Source organism: Shewanella litorisediminis, assembly GCF_016834455.1.
GTDB classification, from domain to species: Bacteria; Pseudomonadota; Gammaproteobacteria; order Enterobacterales; family Shewanellaceae; genus Shewanella; species Shewanella litorisediminis.
In genome coordinates this window covers 3,953,281-3,976,822 of the sequence record NZ_CP069213.1, presented here as the reverse complement: position 1 = coordinate 3,976,822, position 23,542 = coordinate 3,953,281, and the positions used below count along the sequence as shown (strand labels likewise).

The window sequence follows — 23,542 nt, the reverse complement described above, 5'->3', positions numbered from 1 at the left end:
AAAATCAGGGGCTTTCTGCACGCCGACGGATAAATATGGCGTTAGAGATAACTGCAAAGATACTCTGCTACCTCGGATGCGCGAATCGAGAAGCTGACATCGGCATCCAGATTGAAGGTGCTGCCTTCGGCGAAGGTTTGCCACTGGCTCTCACCCGGCAGTAACACCTCAAAGGTGCCGCTTATCACCTGCATCTGCTCAGGCTGAGTGGTGGAAAACTTATATTCGCCCGGTAATACCACGCCGATAGTCTGCTTTTCTCCGCCAACGTAAATGGCACGGCTGGTGACCTTACCGTCAAAATACACATTGGCCTTGAGGGCGACGTTCACGTTTTCCAAAACCTTCATAGTTTTACTCTCCTTTAGCTGCGATTACTCGAATATAAAGGGCAACGCATTTCCAGGCCAATGAATAATTTGATGCTGTATTCGGACTATGTTTTGGCCAGGGGGGCGACCGCCTTGGGCCGGTAAAATCGGCTTCCTTAAGTTGTATTTCATTCCCCTGTTTTAGGATGATGGGTTAATTTACCAAAACCAAAATCAATAAAGGGAGCAAGAGCATGGAGACAAGCACGGCGACCAGGGAGGGAGGCCTCCTTGGCAAATTTTTGAATGGCATCGAAAAGGCCGGAAATAAGCTGCCGGATCCGGCGGTGATATTTTTATTGGCCATGGTGCTGATTTGGGGGCTGTCGGCTGTATTTTCCCGCTTTGAATTCAGCGCCATCGATCCCCGCACCGGCGAGGCGATAGTGGTGCATAACCTGCTGACCGGTGATGCGCTGGCGGGCTTTTTGGCCAACATGGTGAAAACCTTCACCTCTTTCGCCCCACTGGGGGTGGTGCTGGTGGCCATGCTGGGGGTTGGGGTTGCCGAGCACTCGGGCTTTATCAATACCGGCCTTAAGATGATGCTCAAGGTGACGCCGGCCAAGCTGCTGACTCCCTCCATCATCCTGATTGCCATCGTCAGCCACACCGCAACAGACGCGGGCTACGTGCTGGTGATTCCGCTTGCGGGGGTAATTTTTTATGCCATGGGTCGCCATCCGTTGGCGGGCATTGCTGCCGCCTTTGCCGGGGTGTCCGGCGGTTTTGGCGCCAACTTTGTGCCCTCGGGGCTGGATCCCTTGCTGCAAAGCTTTACCCAGAGCGCGGCGCAAATCATCGACCCGGAAATTGCCATCAACCCGCTCAATAACTGGTTTTTTGCCTCGGCATCCAGTTTGTTGATTGTGCTGCTGGGCTGGTATCTCACCGACAAGGTGATTGAACCGCGTCTGGCAAACACCCCTATCGATGGCGATACCTCCAACCTGCCCAGATTCGATGAGGCCGGTCCGCGGGAGAAGCAGGGCTTCTTGCTGGCCGTGGCTGTTATGGTGGCTGGACTGGTGCTCCTGTATCTGGCGGCGAGCCCGGCGGATTCTCCCTTAAGGGCCAAGAGCGGCAATCTGTCTGACTTCAGTGCGCCCCTGATGCAATCGATAGTGCCGCTGATTTTTCTGCTGTTTTGGATCCCTGGCGCCGTGTATGGCTTCTATGTGGGTACCTTCAAAAAGAGCAAGGACATGATAGATGCCATGTCCAAGTCCATGGGCAGCATGGCCTATTACATCGTCATGGCCTTCTTCTGTGCGCTCTTTATCGCCGCCTTCAGCCAGTCCAATCTTGGGGCCTTGCTGGCTATTGAAGGTGCCGAGGTGCTCAAGGCGCTGGCGCTGCCCAGTGCCGTGACCATAGTCGGCATCATCTTCCTCACCGCCTTTGTGAACCTGTTTGTGGGCTCAAGTTCGGCCAAGTGGGCGCTGCTGGGGCCGATTTTTGTGCCCATGCTGATGCAGCTGAATATCTCCCCCGACCTGACCCAGGCGGCCTACCGGGTGGGCGACTCAGGCTCCAACATCATCACACCACTGATGCCTTACTTCCCGCTGGTGGTGGTGTATTGCCAGAAGTATGTGAAAAACACCGGTATAGGTACCCTGATTGCCATGATGTTGCCGTTCTCGGTGGTGTTCCTGGTGGGCTGGACCGCCTTCCTGCTGCTGTACTGGGCCCTGGGTTTACCGCTGGGTCTGCAGGCGAGCTACACCTACGGCCTGTAAGCAACGCAAGCTTACCAATAAAAACGCCCGCAATTGCGGGCGTTTTTTTAGCTGCAGAAACTTACTGGCGTTTACGCCAAATGCTCATTTCCGACAGGCTGTGCTGGAACTTGCGTTTTGTCTCGCGAATGACGAAGGGCACTTCCTTCACCGCTACCAGTTCGAAGTGGGGGATAAGCGTTTCGGTGAGGCCATCGAGTGTCGTGAAGTTTTCACCATTCACCTTGATACCGCCCAGCCAGTTGGCCTTGGGGGTATAGTCCTCAAGCCAGGTGTAAGGCGAGGCTATCACCAGATAGCCTCCCGCATTGATGCGGCTGTGGATTTGCTCAAGGAACGCCTTTGGCTCATTCAGTCTGTCGATGAGGTTTGAGGCGTACACCAAGTCATAGCCACTGAAACGGGGCTTTAAGTTAAGGGCGTCACCCTGCAGGAAGTCGATTTTGTGCTTCACCTCGTTGTAGCCGAGGCTTGCGAGCGACGCGGTGCGGTATTCAACAAGATCGCCTTCGGTGCGAATGGTGTAACGCTTTTCGCCCTGTTCCTTAAGTGCATAGGCCTGCTGGATAAAGCGGGCGGAGAAATCGATGGCGTCCACGGCATCAAAATGGCGTGCCAGCTCAAAACTGGCCCGGCCCACGGAGCAGCCGATGTCCAGCGCCCTGGCGTGGCGCTCAAGGTTAATCTCGGCCAGCGCTTCCTGCACCCCTTTGACACAGAAATTGGCCACGCCGAAATACTCGCGGCCGTAATGGAATTCCAGATACTGGGAAATCAGTTCGTCGGTTTCGTACAAATTCACCTTCACGCCCTCGTCCGGTGACTGGCTGGATTCCACATAACGGAAACCGGCATGCTGATAAAAGTGGCGGCGAAAGGCATAACGCGATGAGGCGATGGCTTCGTTACCGGTGGAAATCCAGCTGCCACCCTTGATGAGGTTGTGCTTTCCATCAAAGGTGGGCGTGGAGAAATCGTCATACAGCGGGTGCACCGCAAAGCCGGGGAAGCCATCGATAGGTGTCTCGGTCCACTGCCACACATTGCCCACCACATCGAAAAAACGTCCCTGCCGGAAGCGGTTCACCGGGCAGGACGAGGCATAGTGGGCCAGATTAAGGTTACCCGGCACTTCCCGCCACGCAGGCGCGGCACCTATGGTGGTCATATCGCCTTCCAGCTCGCGCCTGAGCCAATACCACTCGGCCTCGGTGGGCAGACGAATGCTGCGCTCCGTAGTCGCCGCCTTCCAGTTGCAAAAGGCTTTGGCTTCGAGCTGGTTCACTTCCACCGGCCAATTGAGCGGCAGGGGAATTTCGCTGCAGAGGTTGCGCTGATACCAACGGCCGTCGCGAAGTCGCCAAAAACGCGGCATCCCGGATTGGGAATACTCACGCCATGCATTGCCTTCGTCGCTCCACCACCTGGGCTCCTGATAGCCACCGGCCTTAACAAAGGCCATAAACTCGCCGTTGGACACCAGTTTTTCGCTGGCGCGAAAGTCGCTGATGCGATGATGGCGATGGCCGTATTCGTTGTCCCAGCCATAGGTTTGGTTGTCATCGGCTTTGCCAAGGCTGATATCGCCGCCTTTGACCAGAATAAGCGGGTTATCCGGCGTCTCACCATGATCGGTGCATTCGGGCCAGTTGGCTGAGGCGTTCACATCTTTAAGGGGTAACTGGCGAATAATCACCGAGGAGGTTTCGAGGTGAATGCGCTCATGTTCTATGCCCATCAAAATGACCCAGGCGAGACTTTGCTGGCTGATGGGCAGCTCCAGTGGCAGGGTATCGATAAGCCCTTCGACGAGGCTGCGCACGGTATTGCGGTAGGCACGTACCTCATCCACCTGCGGCCAGTCGTAGTGGGCGTCGTTTAAATCGTCCCAGGACATCTCATCGACGCCAATGGCGAACATAGACTCGAAATGGTCGTTGATGCGCTCGTCTATGTATTTGCCCAGCTTGAGTTTATTGATAAAAAAGGTGGCGGTGTGGCCGAAGTAGAATATCAGCGGATGGCGCAGTGGCTCGGCCTTTTTAAAGTACGCATCGTCATTGGCGATAAGGGAAAACAGGGATTCATACTGGGTCCAGCTGTTTTGGAAATAGGCTTTCAGTTCAGCGCGTTTACTGTGAATATCCTCGCCGCTGAGCAAGGGTGTGGGTGGTGCAGTCAGAAGTTCCATGGCAAGTTTTTCCCCGGAGCGGATTTTGCTGTTGGCATGTGTGCCAATCAAAATAAATGCTGAGAATGACAGCTTGGCATTACGGCCAGAATCGATGTGCGGATCAGCCTGATAGACCTTGCATGCCGGCAATGGCTTTCATCGCTCAGTCATTAATCAGCGCATTCCCAGGCGTCTGTGGCCTAATGGCGAGCATCACGAGTTGGGGGCGTCACCCTGCCCAGGTTATTCCGGTGCAATAAGAGTCGGTGTACCTGTGGTATGCAGCTGACCGTCCCTGAATTCGATGGCATCTGTGTCTGCCATTAAATACAGGGCTGTGGTCAGGGGCACTTCGTTGGTTTGGAGCCTGGCCGCCAGCGCTGCTTTATCCTGAACATGGGGGATCACCCCAAAGGTCACCAGCCCCAGGCCCTCAGTTACCTGAAACGGCACTACCGGCTCGTCGCCACAGTAGGTGGCCGAGGCGATATCCGGGGTCATAAGAACAGCACCGGCGCTGACGCCCACCAGGTGGCCGCCTGCGGCCACGAAGGCCTTCAGGCGTGCATCCAGACCGCTTGCACCAAGATGGTGCAGGTACTCAAACGTGTTGCCACCGCACAGATGAATGATGTCGCAGGCAAACAGCGGGTCGTACAACTCACAGTCCGGCCCGTGGATAGGTTCGGCGAAGGCGGTTATCTGTGCCCCAAGGCTGTCGTAGAGCTCGACGATGGGCTGAAAGTATTCCCGTGTCGGGTCGGCGCTTGAGGCCAGATAGCCTACGCTGGGGTTGTCACCGATGGAGGCCAACCAATTGCCCAGACAGGTCCGAATTTCGTCAGCGTGGGTATCACTCAGTAACAGCAGCGACATCTTTTGCTCCTTACTCCCTTATCGTTTGGTGCTGTAGGGATCATCTGCCAGCAGGTAACTCTTGAGCTCGGCTTTATTTGGCTGGCTGTGTAACCAGTCGCGGATCCGCTTAAGTTCAGTGTAGGTGCTGTCGCCAAACTTGCGGCGATAGTGCTCGCCAAAATTGGCCTGAGTTTGGCTCTGTTTTAAGCGATTTTGCCACTCCTGGGTGACCAACAGATTGAGGCAACTGGCAAGCCCCATGGACTTGAGCAGTGGCCACTCGCCTTTATCGAGCCACACACCGCCTACGGCGGCGCTGTAGTCGAGCCTGTGGTCTGTGTCTGTGCTGATTTTCAGTTTGCGCATCAGGGTTTGGCTCATGGGGCAAAACAGCGCCATGGGGCTGTCTTCACTTTCTTCGATGGCCGTAATGGGCGCAAATTCGGTATCCGGGTTAGCCTGTTTCCAGGTGACAAAGTCGTCAATCAGAACCCAGTGACCGCCACAATGGTTACAGCGGTGGGCGGGAAAGAGGTTTTCGAGCCGGGTAGGGACCAGGCTGCCATGTTTACAGGCGCTGCAGTGCATCATCAATCCTTTGTATGAGCTTTCCGTGGCATGGTGTCATTAAAATGGAAAGCTTCCCCAGACTAGGGGATTTTTAACCGCTGCTCAAGACTGTCGGTGCTTGGTCAGTCCAATGGCAGTGCTGTGCGGCAAAAGGTTTGCTTGAGCACCAGAGTCGACTCGATACCTGAGACCCCGGGCAGGCTTCCGAGGGATTTTTTAACGAAACGCTCGTAGGCCAGAAGGTCTTTGGCGACGATTTTGAGCAGGTAGTCGTGGGCGCCCGTAATCACGGAACACTCCATCACCTCTGGCAGGAGCGCCACTGCGGTTTCGAAATTTTCGGCTGCCCTGTCGGAGTTTTCACTGAGCCTCACCGAGGCATAGACTATGACCTCGAAGCCCGCTTTTCTGTGGTTGATGGCGGCACTGTAACCTGTGATAAAGCCTTCCTGTTCGAGGCGGCGAATGCGCCGTAAACAGGGGGTGTCAGACAGGTTCACCGAGGCGGCAAGTTCGGTAATACTCTGGCGGCCATTACGTTGCAGTGCGGCGAGGATCGCGAGGTCTTTCTTATCAAGTTGACTCATGGTGAGTGAAATTCGATATCAATCGTTTATTTGTTGTTGATTATCACTAATGGGCGACGCTTTGTCGCCCTGCTTTGGTGAAAATGCCCCGTTTCTCTGTGCTAGGCTGATACACGCTCTGCCCGAATGGCTGAAGCATGGAGAACGATAATAATGAAACCCATGACACTGAACGTTGAAGCTTTTGATGACTGGCTTCGTACCCGCTTTGTAGAACTGAACAACGAACTGGAACACCTCTATTGGCTGCAAGCCGACAAAGCCAATGTGGTTGGCGTTGGTGATGATCTTAAGACGCAGCTGGAAACCGAGGGCCGCAAGCACATTTGCGCACTGCTGGATGAAGGCAATACCGACGAAGGCTTCGATGCCGCCTTCGATTTACTTGGCAATGTGGGCCTGTATATGGCCGCCTGCCGTCGCCACGAAATCACCGAACCGACACGGGAGACCCAGTCTCCGCTGGTGGAAGCCTCGGCCCTGGCGATGCACATAGGGGCGTCCATCGGTGTGACTCCCCGTTTTGCCACCGCACACCTGACCACCCATAACCTGGCCCGGGACGGCAAATACAAGCGATTTACCGACTTGCCCGACGAGCGTCTGTTTGTGGACTACAACACCAAGGGCATTCTCGCCTACAAGCGCGCCGCCGATGCCTTGCTGAAAATCCTGCCGCTGGGCGTGTCTCACCCCATCACTGCTGACCTGCTCAAGCTCGCCCGGCAGGCACTGCAGGATGTGATGGACTCAAACTCCACCCTGTTCAGTGAGCTGGATACGGATCGCTTTTTCTATTGTGTGCGCCCTTACTACAAGCCTTACCGGGTAGGTAGCCAGGTGTATCGTGGCGCCAATGCAGGGGATTTCGCCGGCATCAACGTGATAGACCTGCTGCTGGGGCTTTGTTACGCCAACGAGCCTTCCTACTCGCAGATGCTGGTGGATAAATTTCTCTACATGATGCCGGAAGATCAGGCCATTTTGCGTGACTGCATGCGCCGTACCAGCCTGATGGAGCATTTCCTGGCCGCCACAGGTGCCAAAGATCAAAGCTGGTATCAGGACAATTTGCGCCTGTTCCTCGAGGTGTGCGAATTGCACGGTCAAACCGCCATTCAGCATCACGATCAGCTGGTGCGAAAGTACATCGCCGAGCCGTCGGTGAATATGCAGCAACAGCATATGGCCAAGGTGACAGCCAGCGGTCCGCCGCTCCATGTGCTCATTGGAGCGCTGGAAAAACTCAGGGACAGACGCGCCGCGGTAAAACGCAGCGACATACGCACCGCCTGGCAGGATGTTGAACGGTTGAAGGCGACCTTGTCATGAGCGCCCATAAATCAGCCTTCTTTTTGCCCGAAGGCACCTACCTGCTTAGCCATTCGGTTGGCCGGCCACTCAAAGCTGCCAAGGTGGGATTCGAGCAGGACTATTGGCAGCCATGGTGTCAATCGGGGCGTGAGCCCTGGGGTGATTGGCTGTCCGGCATCGAGGCGTTTCGCACCGCGTTGGGGCAGCTTTTTGATGGCAATGCCAGGGATTTTTGCCCGCAGGTGAACCTGTCGTCGGCGCTCACCAAGCTGGTGTTGTCTCACCCAAGACTCAAGGCCACCGGCGCGCGCATTCTGATGTGCGAAGAAGACTTCCCGTCCATGGGGTTTGCGCTGCAGCAAGCCTTACCCCATGCCCGTCTGGAGTTTATTCCTGCGGGAATCGATATCACAGACGCCAATGCCTGGGAGGCATATTTAACCCCTGGGCTGGATCTGGTGTTTATCAGCCATGCATATTCCAATCTCGGTGCCTTGTCACCGGTGGAAGCACTGGTGCCCCGTTGTCGTGAACTGGGGATTTTTACCCTGGTGGATGTGGCGCAGTCGGCGGGGGCGGTGCCCTTGTCAGTCACTGAGCTTGGGCCGGACTTTCTGATTGGCTCGGCGGTGAAATGGCTCTGCTCCGGGCCGGGTGCGGCGTACCTCTGGGTGCATCCCGAGCGGCTGGCAGAATGCGAGCCTGTGGATGTGGGATGGTTTTCCCATGAAAACCCCTTCGAGTTCAATATCCACGATTTTCGCTATCATCCATCGGCGCTGCGATTCTGGGGTGGAACCCCCTCTGTGGCGCCTTACGTGATTGGTGCCCACAGTATCGGCTGGTTTGCTGCCTTGGGTGCCGATAAGGTGAGGGCGCACAATCAGGCTTGGGTTTCAATGCTTTATGATGAGATGCACCAGTATGGTGCAGGCCCTTCACAGGCACACAGCCGCAGTGGCACTGCCATTCTGCAATTCGGTGACAACACTGCAGCCGTGATGGCTGCCCTCAATGAGGCCGGTATCAGTGTCGACAATCGTCGCTACGGTATGCGTGTGTCACCGCATCTCTATAACGATGAAGCGGATATACAGCGCTTTATTGAATGTGTACGGGGCGTACTGGAAGGGAAGTAGCAAGCTGGAGGCCGCTTGGTTGCCTTCGGTGTTGTCACCGTCGCCAGAAGCCCAAAATAAACGCCCCGGACCTGAGTCCGGGGCGTCTTTTTTGTTTTCCGCCTACCTTATCTGCTGACTTTCTGACAGCAGATAAAGGCGACGGTTTTGCAGGGTATTACAGGCTGTAATACATTTCGAACTCGAGTGGGTGAGTAGTGCGGTTCACGCGCTCGGCTTCAGCAGTCTTCAGACGGATGTAAGAGTCGATGAAGTCGTTGCTGAATACGCCACCCTTGGTAAGGAACTCACGGTCTGCATCCAGAGCCGCCAGAGCCACGTCCAGAGACTCGGCTACAGTTGGGATCTCGGCCGCTTCTTCAGCTGGCAGATCGTACAGATCCTTATCCATGGCATCGCCAGGGTGGATCTTGTTCTGGATACCGTCCAGACCGGCCATCAGCAGAGCCGCGAAGCCCAGGTATGGGTTGGCAGTTGGGTCTGGGAAGCGGGTCTCGATACGACGGGCTTTCGGGCTTGGTACCACAGGGATACGGATAGAAGCAGAGCGGTTGCGGGCAGAGTAAGCCAGCATTACAGGTGCTTCGAAGTGTGGAACCAGACGCTTGTAAGAGTTGGTGCTTGGGTTGGTGAAGGCGTTCAGGGCACGGGCGTGCTTGATGATACCGCCAATGTAGTACAGGGCAGTTTCAGACAGACCGCCGTACTTGTCACCGGCAAACAGGTTTACGCCATCTTTGGCCAGAGACTGGTGCACGTGCATACCAGAGCCGTTGTCGCCAACGATTGGCTTGGGCATGAAGGTCGCAGTCTTGCCGTAGGCGTGGGCCATGTTGTGTACCACGTACTTCAGGATCTGGATCTCGTCGGCTTTCTTGGTCAGGGTGTTGAAACGGGTAGCGATTTCGTTCTGACCGGCAGTGGCCACTTCGTGGTGGTGAGCTTCAACCACCTGACCCATTTCCTCAAGCACCAGACACATGGCAGAGCGCAGGTCCTGAGAAGAGTCCACAGGCGCAACCGGGAAGTAACCGCCTTTCACGAATGGACGGTGACCAGTGTTGCCTTCTTCGTAGCTGGTACCTGAGTTCCAGGCAGCTTCTTTGGAGTCGATCTTCACGAAGGTACCGCTCATGTCGGTGCCGAAGCGCACGTCGTCGAACAGGAAGAATTCTGGCTCTGGGCCTACCAGTACGGTATCGGCGATGCCGGTAGAGCGCAGGTACTCTTCGGCCTTCTTGGCAATGGAGCGTGGGTCACGATCGTAGCCGGTCATGGTGCCTGGCTCGAGGATGTCACAGCGGATGATGGCAGTGGTTTCTTCGGTGAAAGGATCCAGTACGAAGGTGGTTGCATCTGGCATCAGCACCATGTCTGACTCGTTGATACCTTTCCAACCGGCGATGGAAGAGCCGTCGAACATTTTACCGTCTTCAAAGAAGTCGGCATCTACCTGATGCGTTGGAATAGACACGTGCTGTTCTTTACCCTTGGTATCGGTAAAGCGCAGATCCACGAACTTCACTTCCAGGTCTTTCAACTGCTTCAACACATTTTCAACTGACATGCTTGAGTCTCCGGTAGGGTAAAGGGTCTTCCCTTACTATCATTGCTTTGTCGACGGTGGGCTTTGCGGGCTGCACCGAAACTTGGCATAGATAAAGCCAGTAACGTGCCAAGATTCTAACTTGCTGATTAAAAAGGAAGTGATGTTAGGCTGATGGCCAGAATGGACAGGGGTTGCACCAAAATGGCGCAGTAGCTGCACCGCATTGGTGCGCGCACTGTGGCTGTGCATGATAAAGGTGCAGTCGGGCAAGGCCTGGCTCTCCCAAACGGCCAAAAAATAATCCTGTCCGTGAGGACGCTGCTAGAGTAGAATGGCACGCTTTTTAACGCAAGGGGCTGGGGAATAGTTCAGAAAAACGTCATATTCCCACCCCCGCCGGCAAGAATGCCGGCCGTTCCTGGGCGCGCCCACATAGGAACATCGCACACTGAAACAAGATGGTAAGAGGCTAACCGTGTTAGAAAATTTGCGTAACATCGCCATTATTGCCCACGTTGACCATGGTAAAACTACCCTGGTTGACAAGCTGCTCTCCCAGTCCGGCACCCTGGAAAGCCGTGGCGAAGCCACTGAGCGCGTGATGGACTCCAATGACCTGGAAAAAGAGCGTGGCATCACCATTCTGGCGAAGAACACTGCCATCAAGTGGAATGACTACCGTATCAATATCGTAGACACACCCGGTCACGCCGACTTCGGCGGTGAGGTAGAGCGTGTACTGTCTATGGTGGACTCTGTTCTGTTGCTGGTGGATGCCGTTGACGGCCCGATGCCACAGACCCGTTTCGTAACCAAGAAGGCATTCGCCCAGGGCCTCAAGCCCATCGTGGTTATCAACAAAATTGACCGTCCCGGTGCCCGTCCTGATTGGGTAATCGATCAGGTATTTGACCTGTTCGACAACCTGGGTGCCACCGACGAACAGCTGGATTTCCCTATCGTTTACGCTTCGGCCCTGAATGGCTTCGCCACTCTGGATCCCGATGAGCCGAGCGAAGACATGACCCCACTGTTCCAGACCATCGTTGAGAAAGTGTCTCCTCCGGATGCCGACGCCGAAGGCGCCTTCCAGATGCAGATCTCTCAGCTGGACTACAACAGCTACGTGGGCGTTATCGGTGTAGGCCGCATCAAGCGCGGCAGCGTCAAGACCAACCAACAGGTGACTGTGGTGGGTGCTGACGGCAAAACCCGTAACGGTAAAATTGGCCAGGTGCTGGGTTACATGGGTCTGGAGCGTCACGAAGTGGCCACCGCCAACGCCGGTGACATCGTTGCCGTGACAGGTCTGGGTGAGCTGAAGATTTCTGACACCATTTGCGCCGTGGGCAACGTTGAGGCTCTGCCTCCGCTGTCTGTAGACGAGCCAACCCTGACCATGACCTTCCAGGTAAACACCTCTCCGTTTGCCGGTAAAGAAGGTAAGTACGTGACTTCACGTAACATCCTTGAGCGTCTGCAACAGGAACTGGTACACAACGTGGCCCTGCGTGTAGAAGAAACCGACAGCCCTGACCGTTTCCGCGTGTCTGGCCGTGGTGAACTGCACCTGTCTATCCTGATTGAAAACATGCGCCGTGAAGGTTACGAGCTGGCGGTATCCCGTCCGGAAGTAATCATCAAGGAAATCGACGGTGAGAAGTGCGAGCCATATGAGCAGCTGACCGTTGACGTGGAAGAAGATCATCAGGGCACTGTGATTGAAAAGCTGGGTACCCGTAAGGCTGACATGAAAGACATGCAGCTGGACGGCAAGGGTCGTGTACGTATCGACTTCGTTATCCCAAGCCGTGGCCTGATTGGCTTCCAGACCGAGTTCATGACTGCGACCTCTGGTACCGGTCTTCTGTACCACACGTTCGACCATTACGGTCCATACAAGGGTGGCGATATCGGTCAGCGCAACAACGGCGTACTGATCTCCAACGCCACCGGTAAGGCTCTGACCTTCGCTCTGTTCGGTCTGCAGGACCGTGGTCGTCTGATGATTGGCCACGCCGCTGAAGTTTACGAAGGCCAGGTAATCGGTATCCACAGCCGTTCAAACGACCTGACCGTAAACTGCCTCAAGGGCAAGCAGCTGACCAACATGCGTGCCTCTGGTACCGATGAAGCTCAGGTGTTGACTCCGCATATCCAGCTGACTCTGGAACAGGCACTGGAGTTCATCGATGACGACGAACTGGTAGAAGTGACTCCGCTGAGCATCCGCGTACGTAAGAAGTTCCTGACTGAGAACGACCGTAAGCGTGCCAGTCGTCAGGGCTAATCCCCGATAACGGACCAAAGAAAACCCCCGGCTTGCCGGGGGTTTTTGTTTTTACAGATTGACCTGCACCATTTGGGAGCAGGCATTGCTGTTGTCGCATACCTGATAGCTGACCGAGACAGCCTCATTTTTGCCGACCTTGAATCTGTCGGTATAGCTGGTGCGGCTGGTTGTGCCAATTTCCACACCATCACGCAGCACACGGTAGTTGCCCGAGCCAGTATCCCAACTGAGAGCCACATAAACACTGCCAAGACGCGACTTGGTGGCCTTGGTGACCGTGAGTTCAATATCACCCTGGGGCGGCTCTGGCACAGTCACATCGAAGCTTTGGCTGCTGCTGGCGCCGGCGCCGTCATCATCGGTCACAGTCAGGGTGACTGTGTAGTTGCCCGACTGGGCGTAGCTGTGGCTGATGTTCGCGCCGTTGCCGGTGCTGCCATCGCCAAAGTGCCACTGCCAGCTCACCAACTGGCCGTCACTGTCGCTGGCGCTGGACATAAACTGGCCGGTCGCACCATTGAAACTGGCGCTGAAGCTTGAGACCGGTGGCTGATTGGGGGTTGGGGTCGACACATCAAAGCTGCCGGTGAGGCTTAAATCCGAATAAGCGCTGTAGGCTTTGAGCATCACATGCCAGGTGCCTTCGGTGGCCTGAGCCAGGTCGCAGCTTTCATAGCTGCCGTTATTCCAGGAGCGGCAGTCAAAATCTGAGGTTGATGGCGGCGCGCCGAACTTCACGTACATGTCTGCGTCGCCATTGTTGGCGCTGGTGACAAAGCGCAGGTTCTCGGCATTGGCCGGCACCGCCAGGGTGAAATAGCTCTGGGCATCCTTGGCGGCGCTGAGCCCGGTGAGGGGCACGCCATTCTCAAGCTCGCCGGTTTCGGGGCCTGTGCCACCGGTGTTAAAGCCCAGCTCCACCAGATAGCTTGAGGCCAGCTTGGCAAAGTTGAGTGCATGTTCCATGGTGGGGTCGAGCTTGTCCAGGGTGTCCTGAGCGGTGTGGATATGGGGGTTGTAGTCGTTGAAGCGCGACTCAAATGGCATGGCAGCCGGGTAGCCCTGATTGTGCCAGGAGGCATGATCCGAGCAGCCATAGCCGCACACATCCACGCCGTAGCTGATCTCGGTGTGGTAGGTATCCATCAGCTTGATAAGAAACTGATTCAGAACCGAATCTGTGTAGTCCTGCATCAGCACTATGTCTTCGTTGCTGCCGTTAAAGCCGGTCATATCCAGCTGCATAACCGCCACCACATTTTGCCCCTGGCTGCGGGCCTCGGCAGCAATTTCGGCGCTGCCACGCAGACCCACTTCCTCGGCGGCATAGCCGATAAACTTGATGGTGCGTCTGGGTTGGCCTTGGCTCATAAAGGCGCGTATCACCTCGGTGATGGTGGCCATGCCCGAGGCATTGTCGTCGGCGCCGGGGGCACGGGTGGTTTCTGTGGTGTAGCCATTGATGGAGTCGAGGTGGCCGCCCAGAACGACAATCTCATCCGGGGCTTCGCTGCCGGTGAGGGTGAGGACGACCGAGTCCTGACGCCAGTCGGCATGGTCATACACGGCGGCATTGGCCCAGCTCTGGCTCGCTGCCAGGGCCGCCCAGCTGTCTTTTACCCAGTGGGCGGCGTTTTCACCGTGGCTGGTTGTGTAGTAGCGGTTGGTGAATGCCTCGAGGCTGGTGACAGTATCCTTGATATTGCTCGCCATCAGCCGCGGCAGAATGTCGGCAACCCGTGCGGCCTGATTGGGCTCGCCGGGGAAACTGAACCTGGCCTGGCTGACCGGTACCAGACTGGCCGCCAGGGCATCGGCCTCGGTGGCATGCACGCTGAAACCGCCGCAGCGATTGTGCTCTTTGTGCATCAGGGCGCTTAATTCCAGCAGCTTATCTTCGTTGAGGCGCGTAATGAGTTTGCCATGGCTTTCACGCAGCGGAGGCTGGAGGTTATGCCTTTGCAGCAGGCTTTGCAGACTGTTTCCGGCGTCCTTGTCGGTCATAATCCACAGCTCATCCGCCATGGCGCCGAGGGGGCACATCAAGAGTGCCAGACTCAGCAGCCGTTGTTTCCTTTTCATGGGTCAGTTCCTTTTTTTGATGTTGTTATATGAGAGCGTGACCGACAATCCATTGCTGGTGCCACAGGCGGTCTGTGCGCCTGACAAGTGTGCCGGGGGAGCGGGCGGGGCCACATAAGGCGAAGCGATGATTTTTCGCCACAGCACTAGTAACTGTGGTTAGAATGGTGTTCTGTTAACGTGCTGAGTAAAAAAGAGAAAGACGCCGATAGGCGTCTTTTTGGGGAAGGCGTTTTTATGCGGTTACCGGTGTGCGCCTCGGCGCTTTTCGACCGCTGCGCTGGCGCCACATCCAGAATCCGGAGAGCGCCATCAGGCAGGGAAAGAAGCCGATAATGCACCAGAGAATGCGGGTTGTGAGGCCACCGAAATCACCATAATGCAGTGGTCTGAAACTGTCGGTGAACTGATACAGCGCCGGTGCCCCGGCCACATCCAGGGTGCTTGTGTGTGCCCCCGATTGATCGTTGTAGCTGACAATTGATCCGAAGCGGCTTCGCAGCACGCCACCATCTTCCCGATAGCCAAAGAAATGCACCCCAGGATAACTGGCGTCGGGCAAACGCAGATACGTTGGCACGAATGTGGGCAACTGGCGGCGGGTGTCGGCCAGCAGCGCATCAAAATCCAGCGCCGGACTGTAGTAGCTTTGGCTGATGATGTACTGGCTGTCGTCGTGACCCGAAAGCTCTTCCTCGTAGAAGTGTTCCAGATTCCACCAGGCGCCGGTAAAACCGAGCACCAGAAATACCGGCGCCCCGACAATGCCCAGCATCTTGTGGGCGTCGCTCAGCAACAGGCGCAGTCCCTTGTGCCAGCGCAGGGTGAAGAAGGTTCGCCAGAACTGCCGGTGCAGCACTATGCCGGAAATGCCGAGAAACAAAAACAGCAAGGCCATGACGCCGGCAATCAACAAACCGGCATGCTCCAGCAACAACATGTAGTGCAGATCCAGCAGCCAGTCGGTGATGGCCCAGGTGAGGGATACCGGTGGTGTCAGGAGCGAGCCGCTGGCGGGGTCGAGCCACACCTTTTGCCAATCGTAGGTGCCCATGGCGGCCACAAACAGGGTATCCGCTTCACCAGTCTGGCCAAATTGCCAGCCAAGGATCTCACTGCCGGACAGCTGCTGATTGGCACTGGCCACCAATTGATTCATCGGCAGACGCGGCCCGGCGCTGGCGTTAACCACCTCAGGCATCAGCAGACCGTCGAGCTCCGCCTTAAACACCAGCAAGCTGCCCGTCAGTGCGATAACAAAGAGCGGCAGGGCGGCAATCAGCCCCGCCAATCCGTGCCATTTCCACAGTAGTCTACGCATGGGATTACCAGTTTGCGGTGAAGCTGAGTTTCACTTCACGGCCGCTGCCCGGCAGTACCCGCAGCAGGCTGTCTGAGCCAGAGAAGTAGTCTTCATCGGTCAGGTTGTTGACGATGAAACGCAGATCGTACTGGTCCCAGCTGTAGGTCAGGTTCAGGTCAACCAGGGTGTAGGACGGCAGGTAAAAGTCGCCTTCGCTGCTGTCGGTCAGCACCGCCTGTACGTTGCCTTGCTGCTTGCCGTAGTGATTGACACCGGCAGCCACGCTCAGACCATCGAGCATGTCATCCAGGTTGTATTTGAGCCAGCCACCCACAGCATAACGGGGCACATTGGCGACCCATTTGTCGTGCTCGGTATCGACGGCATGGGTGTATGCGCCGTGGCCAATCAGCTGCAGATCCTGTGTCAGCAGCCACTGCAAATCCAGCTCGATTCCGCGGCTTTGCAGCTCGCCGGACGCTGAATAGGTAAAGTTGCCACCGGCATCCACATTAGCAAGGGCTATGTTCTTTTTGGTCAGCTCATAGAGGGACACAGTGGCGTTCAGGTCACCGTTAAAGGCGCGGCTCTTGAGGCCCAGTTCCCACTGCTGGCCTTCTTCCGGGTCGAGAACCTTGCCGTTGCTGTCCACATAAGATTGGGGGGTGAAGGCTTCAGAATAGCTGGCAAAGGCCACCCAATCGTCGTTGAAGGCGTAGCTGACACCGGCTCTCGGGCTCAGTTTGGTTTCGTAGTCATCCACATAAGCTTGCTTGTAGCGATCGAAACGGGCGCCCAGTGTAAAGCTCCAGTGGTCGCCCAGATTGATTTGATCCTGGGCGTACAGACCCAGAATGCGATTCTCAACCTTGTTTTCGGCGCCGAACTGATTGACCTCGGTATCGGGGAAGACACTGTAATCGGGCTGGTAGAGATTGATGGTGGGGAAATCACTGCCCAGGGCACCGCTGGTGTAGAGGTCCGACATAAAGATGTCCACCCCTGCGGTAAACAGGTGCTCTGTCTCACCCAGCATAAAGCGGCCATTGAGTCCTGTGTCCAGGGCCCAGGTTTTCCACTGGGTGCGATAGCTGAATTTGTACAGGTTCAAATCGCCGGTGTCGGCATTGTAACTGCTGGGATAGTAGAGATTATACCAGTCGCTGGAGGCATCCTGAAAACGCACATTCTGGCGCAGCTGCAAGCTATCGGTCAGGTCCCAGCGCAGCTCGTAACCCAAACGATAGGTTTCGTCTTTGATGGCGCCGGGATCTTTGATATTACCGTAATAGAGGTCCTTATCCAGCTCACCCAGCGGTGACTGCAGCACAGTCCCCATGGCAGGCAGTGGCATACCCAACTGGTTATCGTCTTTTGTGTAGCTGGTGAGCAGTGTCAGTGCGGCGTCTTCACCCAGATTAAAGGTGAGCGACGGCGCGATAAAGAAGCGATTTTGTCCGTCAATATGGTCCACGCTGTTGGCCGCTTCGCGGTACGCCAGACCAACTCGGCCGAAGATGTCACCATCGTCGCTCAGTACGCGGTTAATATCGGCATCCAGCTCACGGTAGCCCAGATTGCCACCCTGCAAGCTGATGCTGCCCATGTCGGTTTGGGTTGGCCGCTTGGTCACCAGGTTAACCATACCCGAGATGGCACCTGCACCATAAAGGGTGGAGGAAGGCCCTTTCATCACCTCGAGAGTTTCGAGATTCGACTGCTCCACATTGGCACCCAGACCATTGTCGTTCAGGCGCAGGCCGTCGAGATAGATGTTTTGCGAGGCATCGAAGCCCCGGATACGGAAGTAATCGTAACCCTGATAGTAACCACCCGGCTGGATCCCGGCCACGTTCTTCAACGCGTCTTCCAAATGCACGACACCCTGATCATCAAGGAAATTTTTGGACAGGATCTGAATGTTCTGCGGTGCCTTCAGCAAGCTGAAGTCGCCCTTGGTGGTAGAAGGTGCAGTGGCTTTAGTGGTGACGATCATCCTTTCGATACTGATGTCAGAAGTGTCCTGACCATGGGCAACCATGGCTGACATCAGTGCCACAGACAGCCCGGTCAATCTGAAGAGGCTGGAGCTGGACATGATTTGAGTATCCTCGCGTGGTAAATTCGCAAGGATACTAAACTAAATAAAAACAATTATCATTAAAAATTGAGTGTGTGCTCAAATATTGAGACACAGATCCTTTTCAGCTCTCAGTAAGCGGCAATCACCAGCAGCAAGAGCGCCAGAGGTGCGAGCCAGATGGAGAGCCTGAGTGCCCGGGGATAGAGGTTAAGCAGTACACTCTGTCCCATAGCCGCAGGCGCCATCAGGGCAATCAGTAGAAGCAGCCCATAGCCGCCATCCAGGGCGATGGCCAAGGCTATTCCCAACGCCAGCACGCCAAGGCCTGCCCCTTGCAGCCAACTGGCCCTGACATCCGATGGCGGCACGCCGAAAATTGCTCTGTGATGGCCAAACTGGGAGGTAGCCAGCAGACCAAAGCTGCCAAAACACAGTAAAAACAGCGCCAGTGCCATCACGCGGTACGCTCCCTCGCAGGCATTGTTGAATGATAAGGCACGGGGAACTTACGTCGGGCAAAGAGGCAAGTTACGCCCAGTGCGATGAACAGGAGGTCGGCCGACACCAATACCCATTGGCCGCTGATAAGATTGCCCACCAGACCCTGTGGTGATGTCAGTGTGTTCAGTACCGGCATCAGCAGCGCCAGCAGTGCCGTTATCCCCAGAAGGGCACGCCATACGGCGGCATCCCGGCGCCATATCGCCATCAAGCCACACAGCAGCAGGCCAAGGAAAAACGCCAGAACCTCGTCTTCGGCCCTGCCGACCCCGTGCGCCGGAAGCAAACGGTTGGCATAGAAAAACAGCACAGTGCCCAGTGGTAAGCCCATGATCACGCCCAGATTAAGACCCTCCACCAGTTTGAGACCCCAGGTATATTTACGCTTTTCCCTGAGCCTGGTAGCCCAGAGCAGGCAGCCGCTGGCTATCATGGCGCAGCCCATCAACCCCATCACAAAGCCCAGTATTCGCAGTGGCCAACCGGCAAATCGGGCGGTGTGCAGCGCCATCAGGGTGTCGTGCAGTTGCTGACTGCCGCTGGCGTGGTTTTCGCCGGGATTGAGCAGTTTGCCCGTTACCCCGTCGAATACCAGCTGCTCCCGCTCGTCGGTAATCGCCTGTCCGGTATCCCGGGTGAAAAAGATGCGCGCATTGGCGTCACCGGGATGCTGCACCCGGACGTTCTTAACGGCGGCGGACTCGCCCCACAGTTGGCTGACCTGTGGCAGCAGCAGGGTAAGGTCCAGCGTCTCCTGTGGCTGACCACTGGCTTTTTGCTGATCGAATCTGGGGGACAGTTCCTGACGCATCGCTTTGGCGTCGCCATTCCAAACACTCAGGGTGGCCCAGGGCATATACATCAGCATCAGGGTAATCAGCCCTGTGTAAGTGATGGTGAGATGAAACGGCAACGCCATGACGGCGCTGATGTTGTGGGCGTCAAGCCAGGATCGACTGCCTTTGCGTGGGCGGAAGCTGAAGAAATCCTTGAAGATGCGCTTATGTATAACAACCCCGGTTATCAGGGCAATAAGCATAAACATGGCGCAGATACCCACCAGATAACGGGCGGTGAGCGCCGACATATAGTGCAGATCGAAATGCAGCCGGTAGAAAAAGTCGCCGCCCTTGGTTTGGCGGGGCTCATCTGCCAGTTCGCCACTGAGGGTTATTGGCTGTGAATGGATTTGCGGGCGTTGGTTTTCCCGTCGTTCAGACCATTGGAATGCCAGGTAAGGCATGCGTTCCTGGGGTAGGGTGATGTACCAATCCGGGGCGTCTGGCGCCCGGGTTGAGAGAAAAGCCTGCCCCTGCCGCAGATTTTGCTCGAGGCTCAGGTTCATACCGCTGCCCAGCACCCGGCTGTGGAGTTCGGGTTTGGCATAGAGGCTTAACTCGTGGCGGAAAAAGCTCAGGGTACCGGCAAAAAAGACCAGCAGTAACACCCAGCACACCAGCAAACCGGCCCAGGTGTGCAACCAGGTCATGGTGCGGAAAAAGGTCTCTTTCACGGCTGCGGGGCCTCCAGTAACCACAACCCCAGCAGCAGTGGGGTACTGAGCAAAATATGCAGCGCCAGTGCCCTGATGCCGCAGCGGACGGCATAAGAGTAGAGTATCCACAGGGCAAAGATCAGAAACGACAGCATCATGCCTATCAGGGTGGCATCAGCGCGGGACATGGTGCTAATCCGGGGTAACCACAGTGGCAGACAGGCCGCAAACATGGCAGCTAAACCATAACCTCCCAACATCGCCAACAGGCTGCGACCCACCAATTTGCGGGTATCGGCAGACAGAATTGACATGGTGACCCCTGAGAAAGATAGAAAAGAAGCCGATCCTAAAAGATTGCAGTTAAATGATAAACATTCGCAATTAAAATTTACAATGTAAGTTTTTTGTGGCTGGGATGGTAAAACCGGTTGGCGCTTTTACAGATAGGGGTTTCTCAAGCTGCTGATATACAGATATGCTTTAGGTTAAGTCTTTCTCTTGAAAAGTGGTTTATGCAGAGTACCCACTTAGCCCGTACCAAACTCTGGATTGTGGCGTTCGCCATTGTGTACTGGCTCCTGTCATTGTTAACGGTGGAATACTTACACCGCAGTTACGTAAGGGATTATCTGGCTGAACAACAACAGTGGTTTTCGCAAAAGTTGTCCCTTATCCGGGCCAACATCGAAGCCAAGGTCAATGCTGACATTTTGTTGGCCGACAGTCTTGCGACCATTTTGAGTTTTAATCCCGATGTTCGCTACAGCACATGGAATCTGCTCGCCGGTCAACTGGCCGAGAAGGGCGAGTATATTCGCAGCATCAGCATTGCCCCCAACGATGTGGTTGCCATGGTTTATCCCCTTGCGGGCAACGAGGCCGTGATGGGGCTGGACTTTCGTGAAACGCCTGCGCAGCTGCAGGCGGTAGCGGAGGCCCGTATGTCGCGGCAAATTACCCTCGATGGCCCTATGTCGCTTATCCAGGGCGGTATGGGCTTGATTGCGCGCGCACCTGTGTTTGCCGATCCCCCCAAAACACACGATATTGGGGTGTGTGCAGCATAGTGATAGATCTCGACCGACTGATTAGCAGCATTCGCGAGGTCTCTCTCGATGAAGGCATGAGCCTGAGTATTCGAACGCTGCATTACCCCAATAAGACAGGGCCCGTGTTTATGGGGCAAAGCAGCGATTTCGACAACGCACGAGCCGTGGCGAGAGTGCATTTGCTGGGGGCAAACTGGGAGTTGGCGCTCGCGGCACGCTCAGAGTTCAGATCCTGGGGCGCCAGCAATGCGGTTCGACTCATAGGCTACGGTGTGGCTCTGTTTCTCTTCCTGAGCTTCTTGATGATGTCCAACGCCTACCGAATGGCCCATCTGGTGTCATTGCAGGATGCGCTCACGGGGCTGCCGAACAGACGATTTGCCATGTTGCTACTCAATAAGCTTATCCAGACACCTAATGGCCGCTTTACCGTGGTGAATGTGGATCTCAATTACTTCAAGCAGGTGAACGATAATTTTGGCCATGCCGCCGGCGATGCCATGTTAAAGGCCGTCGCCAAACGGATGCAGTCTGTGCTGCGAAACAGCGACATGGTCGCCCGCCTGGGGGGCGATGAGTTTTTACTGATTCTGCCTCGATTAACCGCATCAGCCGATATCAGCCAGGTGCTGATGAAGGTGCGCCATGCAGCCTGTGAGCAGCCGCTGCACATGGCGGACATCACCCTCAGTATCAGTATCAGCATGGGCGCCGCCCGGTATCCTGAGGATGGACAGGATATTACTGAATTGCTGCATGTTGCCGACAAGGCCATGTACGAAGACAAGCAGCGCATCAAAGGGGAAAGATGATGAAGCTGCCAAGGCTATTCCTTGCTGCATTACTGTTGGCGCTGAGTTGGCCCAGTGCAGCCACCGAGCCACTGACGGTGCGTTATGTGGATGCCAGTGTCATGAAACGCAATCCGAACAACGCCTATTTCGGTCAGCTATTGCAACTGGCGCTGGAGAAATCCAAAGAAAAATACGGCCCTTATCAACTGGCGCCACTGGACATCGATATCTCCCAGAGACGACATTTCCGGGAGCTGAATAACGGCGTCATTAATGTGTTCTGGACCATGACCAATTACCGCCGAGAGCAGGATGCCATGCCGGTACGCGTCCCCTTGATGAAGGGGGTCTACGGGCTCAGGCTGCTCGCCGCCAACGAACAGGACCTGGCAACGCTTGCCACCGTTAAGGACTTGGGGGATTTGGCGCCCTTTACCTTTATTCAGGGGCGGGATTGGCCAGACACACAAATCCTGAGATTAAACCGCCTGGAAGTCTCGACGGACGTATCTGAAGGCGACATGTACGAGTTCACCCGCCGCCACCGGGGCTATCTGTTCCCAAGGGCGGTAACCGAGCTGTATTCAGAGACCGAAAGCCGAAATTTCCGAGAGTTGGCGAGAGAAAACCACCTGCTGATACGCTACCCAGCGGTGATGTACTTCTTCGTTGCCAAACACGACCAGCCATTGGCGCAGCGGTTGGAATACGGGTTGAATGCCGCCATGGCAGATGGCAGCTTTGACAGGCTTTTTTACGGCTTTGCACCCCACAGGGCTGCGCTGAAGCAGGCACAGCTGCATCGACGCAAGCTGATGACACTCGATAATCCCCTGCTGCCCGAATCGGCGATCCCTGCCGAGGTGTTAAAGCTGCAGGATGAGGTGATTGCTCATTCCGAACCCTGAGCCCCACAGGTATGAAAAAGCCCCCATTCGGGGGCTTTTTGCCTTCCATGGCCGTGACGACCTTACTGGCCTGCAGCTTCCATGGCCGCGATAAACTTGTTGGACTCGGCAATGGAGCGATTCATCTCCTTGATGAGACCGGTAATGTCTGTCTTCAAGCTGGTAAACTCCCCCTTAATGGCGCCAATGGTTTGGGCATTGAGGTTGTGCTTGAGGTACAGCATGTTGTCTTTCATTGAGGTCAGGATGGGTGGCATCTTGCTTTCGGCGCGGCGCATGCTGCGCATCAGCGACTCGTAGTTGCGCCGGGTTTCTTTCAGCTTGGTCTGGCTTTTTGAGCGCAGGCTGGCCTTGCTGATTTCGGCTATTTCCGCCTGCCACTCATCAAACAGGGCTTCGGCCACATCCTCAACCTTATCGATGCGGTTTGACACATCGTCTGCGGCACTCTGTGCGGCTTCGTACTCGTCTTTGGCCTTGTTGTAGGCTTTTTCCAGGTCGCCGCCATCATGGTTCAGCAAGGCCTGCATTTCTTCCAGCGCAGAGCTGAACTGCTGCTGGGCTTCTTCCTGAGACTCTTTGGCGTCTTTCACCCGGTCGACCATGATGTCGCGCTTGTGATAGCCGACCTTTTCCATGGCGCCATAGTAAGCACTCTGGCAACCGCCGAGTAACAGGGCACTGCCAAGCAGCGCCAGTGAGAGAAGTTGTTTCATTGCTTGGCTTCC

At 55.7% G+C, this 23,542-nt stretch carries 20 protein-coding genes; 7 read left to right on the top strand and 13 right to left on the bottom strand.

The window, feature by feature from the left end:
* Positions 1-41: 41 nt before the first annotated feature.
* Positions 42-350: a pyrimidine/purine nucleoside phosphorylase gene (gene ppnP / locus JQC75_RS17610; protein WP_203325310.1), complete on the bottom strand. Its 309-nt coding sequence runs from the start codon at positions 348-350 to the stop codon at positions 42-44.
* A 215-nt stretch (positions 351-565) separates the two neighbouring features.
* On the opposite strand from ppnP, the gene JQC75_RS17605 reads away from it, so the two are divergent.
* A complete protein-coding gene (locus JQC75_RS17605) occupies positions 566-2,113 on the top strand; it encodes an AbgT family transporter (protein WP_203325309.1) in 1,548 nt (515 codons plus the stop codon).
* 61 nt (positions 2,114-2,174) lie between these two features.
* Here JQC75_RS17605 and ovoA read toward each other — a convergent pair whose 3' ends face one another.
* From ovoA to JQC75_RS17585, 4 genes are all read right to left on the bottom strand, one after another.
* A complete protein-coding gene (gene ovoA, locus JQC75_RS17600) occupies positions 2,175-4,304 on the bottom strand; it encodes a 5-histidylcysteine sulfoxide synthase (RefSeq protein ID WP_203325308.1) in 2,130 nt (709 codons plus the stop codon).
* Between the two features lie 225 nt (positions 4,305-4,529).
* Positions 4,530-5,162 (bottom strand): Type 1 glutamine amidotransferase-like domain-containing protein, encoded by a 633-nt coding sequence (locus tag JQC75_RS17595; RefSeq protein ID WP_203325307.1) that lies wholly within the window; start codon positions 5,160-5,162, stop codon positions 4,530-4,532.
* 18 nt (positions 5,163-5,180) lie between these two features.
* Positions 5,181-5,735, bottom strand: coding sequence for a TFIIB-type zinc ribbon-containing protein (locus tag JQC75_RS17590; protein ID WP_239002041.1), 555 nt, complete (start codon positions 5,733-5,735; stop codon positions 5,181-5,183).
* A 101-nt stretch (positions 5,736-5,836) separates the two neighbouring features.
* On the bottom strand, positions 5,837-6,301 hold the full coding sequence (locus JQC75_RS17585) for an Lrp/AsnC family transcriptional regulator (protein ID WP_203325305.1): 465 nt from the start codon (positions 6,299-6,301) through the stop codon (positions 5,837-5,839).
* 153 nt (positions 6,302-6,454) lie between these two features.
* Here JQC75_RS17585 and JQC75_RS17580 point away from each other — a divergent pair, with 153 nt between their 5' ends.
* Positions 6,455-7,633, top strand: a complete 1,179-nt coding sequence (locus tag JQC75_RS17580; RefSeq protein ID WP_203325304.1) for a PrnB family protein — start codon at positions 6,455-6,457, stop codon at positions 7,631-7,633.
* On the top strand, positions 7,630-8,754 hold the full coding sequence (locus JQC75_RS17575) for an aminotransferase class V-fold PLP-dependent enzyme (RefSeq protein WP_203325303.1): 1,125 nt from the start codon (positions 7,630-7,632) through the stop codon (positions 8,752-8,754). The genes JQC75_RS17580 and JQC75_RS17575 overlap by 4 nt, the downstream gene beginning before the upstream one ends.
* Before the next feature lie 157 nt (positions 8,755-8,911).
* Here JQC75_RS17575 and glnA read toward each other — a convergent pair whose 3' ends face one another.
* Positions 8,912-10,321, bottom strand: a complete 1,410-nt coding sequence (glnA, locus tag JQC75_RS17570; RefSeq protein WP_203325302.1) for a glutamate--ammonia ligase — start codon at positions 10,319-10,321, stop codon at positions 8,912-8,914.
* Between the two features lie 457 nt (positions 10,322-10,778).
* On the opposite strand from glnA, the gene typA reads away from it, so the two are divergent.
* Positions 10,779-12,593 (top strand): translational GTPase TypA, encoded by a 1,815-nt coding sequence (gene typA, locus JQC75_RS17565; RefSeq protein ID WP_203325301.1) that lies wholly within the window; start codon positions 10,779-10,781, stop codon positions 12,591-12,593.
* Positions 12,594-12,644: 51 nt separating this feature from the next.
* Here typA and JQC75_RS17560 read toward each other — a convergent pair whose 3' ends face one another.
* The 6 genes from JQC75_RS17560 to JQC75_RS17535 all read right to left on the bottom strand — a co-directional run bounded on the left by JQC75_RS17560 (position 12,645) and on the right by JQC75_RS17535 (position 20,374).
* Positions 12,645-14,678, bottom strand: coding sequence for a M20/M25/M40 family metallo-hydrolase (locus JQC75_RS17560; protein ID WP_203325300.1), 2,034 nt, complete (start codon positions 14,676-14,678; stop codon positions 12,645-12,647).
* A gap of 235 nt (positions 14,679-14,913) precedes the next feature.
* Positions 14,914-15,999 carry a PepSY-associated TM helix domain-containing protein gene (locus JQC75_RS17555; RefSeq protein ID WP_203325299.1) on the bottom strand — a complete coding sequence of 362 codons (1,086 nt, stop codon included), beginning with the start codon at positions 15,997-15,999 and terminating at the stop codon, positions 14,914-14,916.
* 4 nt (positions 16,000-16,003) lie between these two features.
* Positions 16,004-18,079 (bottom strand): TonB-dependent siderophore receptor, encoded by a 2,076-nt coding sequence (locus JQC75_RS17550; protein WP_203325298.1) that lies wholly within the window; start codon positions 18,077-18,079, stop codon positions 16,004-16,006.
* 113 nt (positions 18,080-18,192) lie between these two features.
* Positions 18,193-18,519, bottom strand: a complete 327-nt coding sequence (locus tag JQC75_RS17545; protein ID WP_239002168.1) for a DUF3325 family protein — start codon at positions 18,517-18,519, stop codon at positions 18,193-18,195.
* On the bottom strand, positions 18,519-20,078 hold the full coding sequence (locus tag JQC75_RS17540) for a PepSY-associated TM helix domain-containing protein (RefSeq protein WP_203325296.1): 1,560 nt from the start codon (positions 20,076-20,078) through the stop codon (positions 18,519-18,521). Before JQC75_RS17540 ends, JQC75_RS17545 begins: the two co-directional genes overlap by 1 nt.
* Positions 20,075-20,374, bottom strand: coding sequence for a hypothetical protein (locus JQC75_RS17535; RefSeq protein ID WP_203325295.1), 300 nt, complete (start codon positions 20,372-20,374; stop codon positions 20,075-20,077). The genes JQC75_RS17540 and JQC75_RS17535 overlap by 4 nt, the downstream gene beginning before the upstream one ends.
* Positions 20,375-20,575: 201 nt before the next feature.
* Here JQC75_RS17535 and JQC75_RS17530 point away from each other — a divergent pair, with 201 nt between their 5' ends.
* From JQC75_RS17530 to JQC75_RS17520, 3 genes are read left to right on the top strand one after another with little or no spacing between them, the layout of a single operon-like run.
* Positions 20,576-21,130, top strand: coding sequence for a CHASE domain-containing protein (locus tag JQC75_RS17530; RefSeq protein WP_203325294.1), 555 nt, complete (start codon positions 20,576-20,578; stop codon positions 21,128-21,130).
* On the top strand, positions 21,130-21,924 hold the full coding sequence (locus tag JQC75_RS17525; RefSeq protein ID WP_203325293.1) for a GGDEF domain-containing protein: 795 nt from the start codon (positions 21,130-21,132) through the stop codon (positions 21,922-21,924). The genes JQC75_RS17530 and JQC75_RS17525 overlap by 1 nt, the downstream gene beginning before the upstream one ends.
* Positions 21,921-22,814, top strand: a complete 894-nt coding sequence (locus JQC75_RS17520) for a hypothetical protein (RefSeq protein ID WP_203325292.1) — start codon at positions 21,921-21,923, stop codon at positions 22,812-22,814. The genes JQC75_RS17525 and JQC75_RS17520 overlap by 4 nt, the downstream gene beginning before the upstream one ends.
* Positions 22,815-22,876: 62 nt before the next feature.
* On the opposite strand, the gene JQC75_RS17515 is transcribed toward JQC75_RS17520, so the two are convergent.
* A complete protein-coding gene (locus JQC75_RS17515; protein WP_203325291.1) occupies positions 22,877-23,530 on the bottom strand; it encodes a DUF2959 domain-containing protein in 654 nt (217 codons plus the stop codon).
* Positions 23,531-23,542 lie beyond the last annotated feature (12 nt).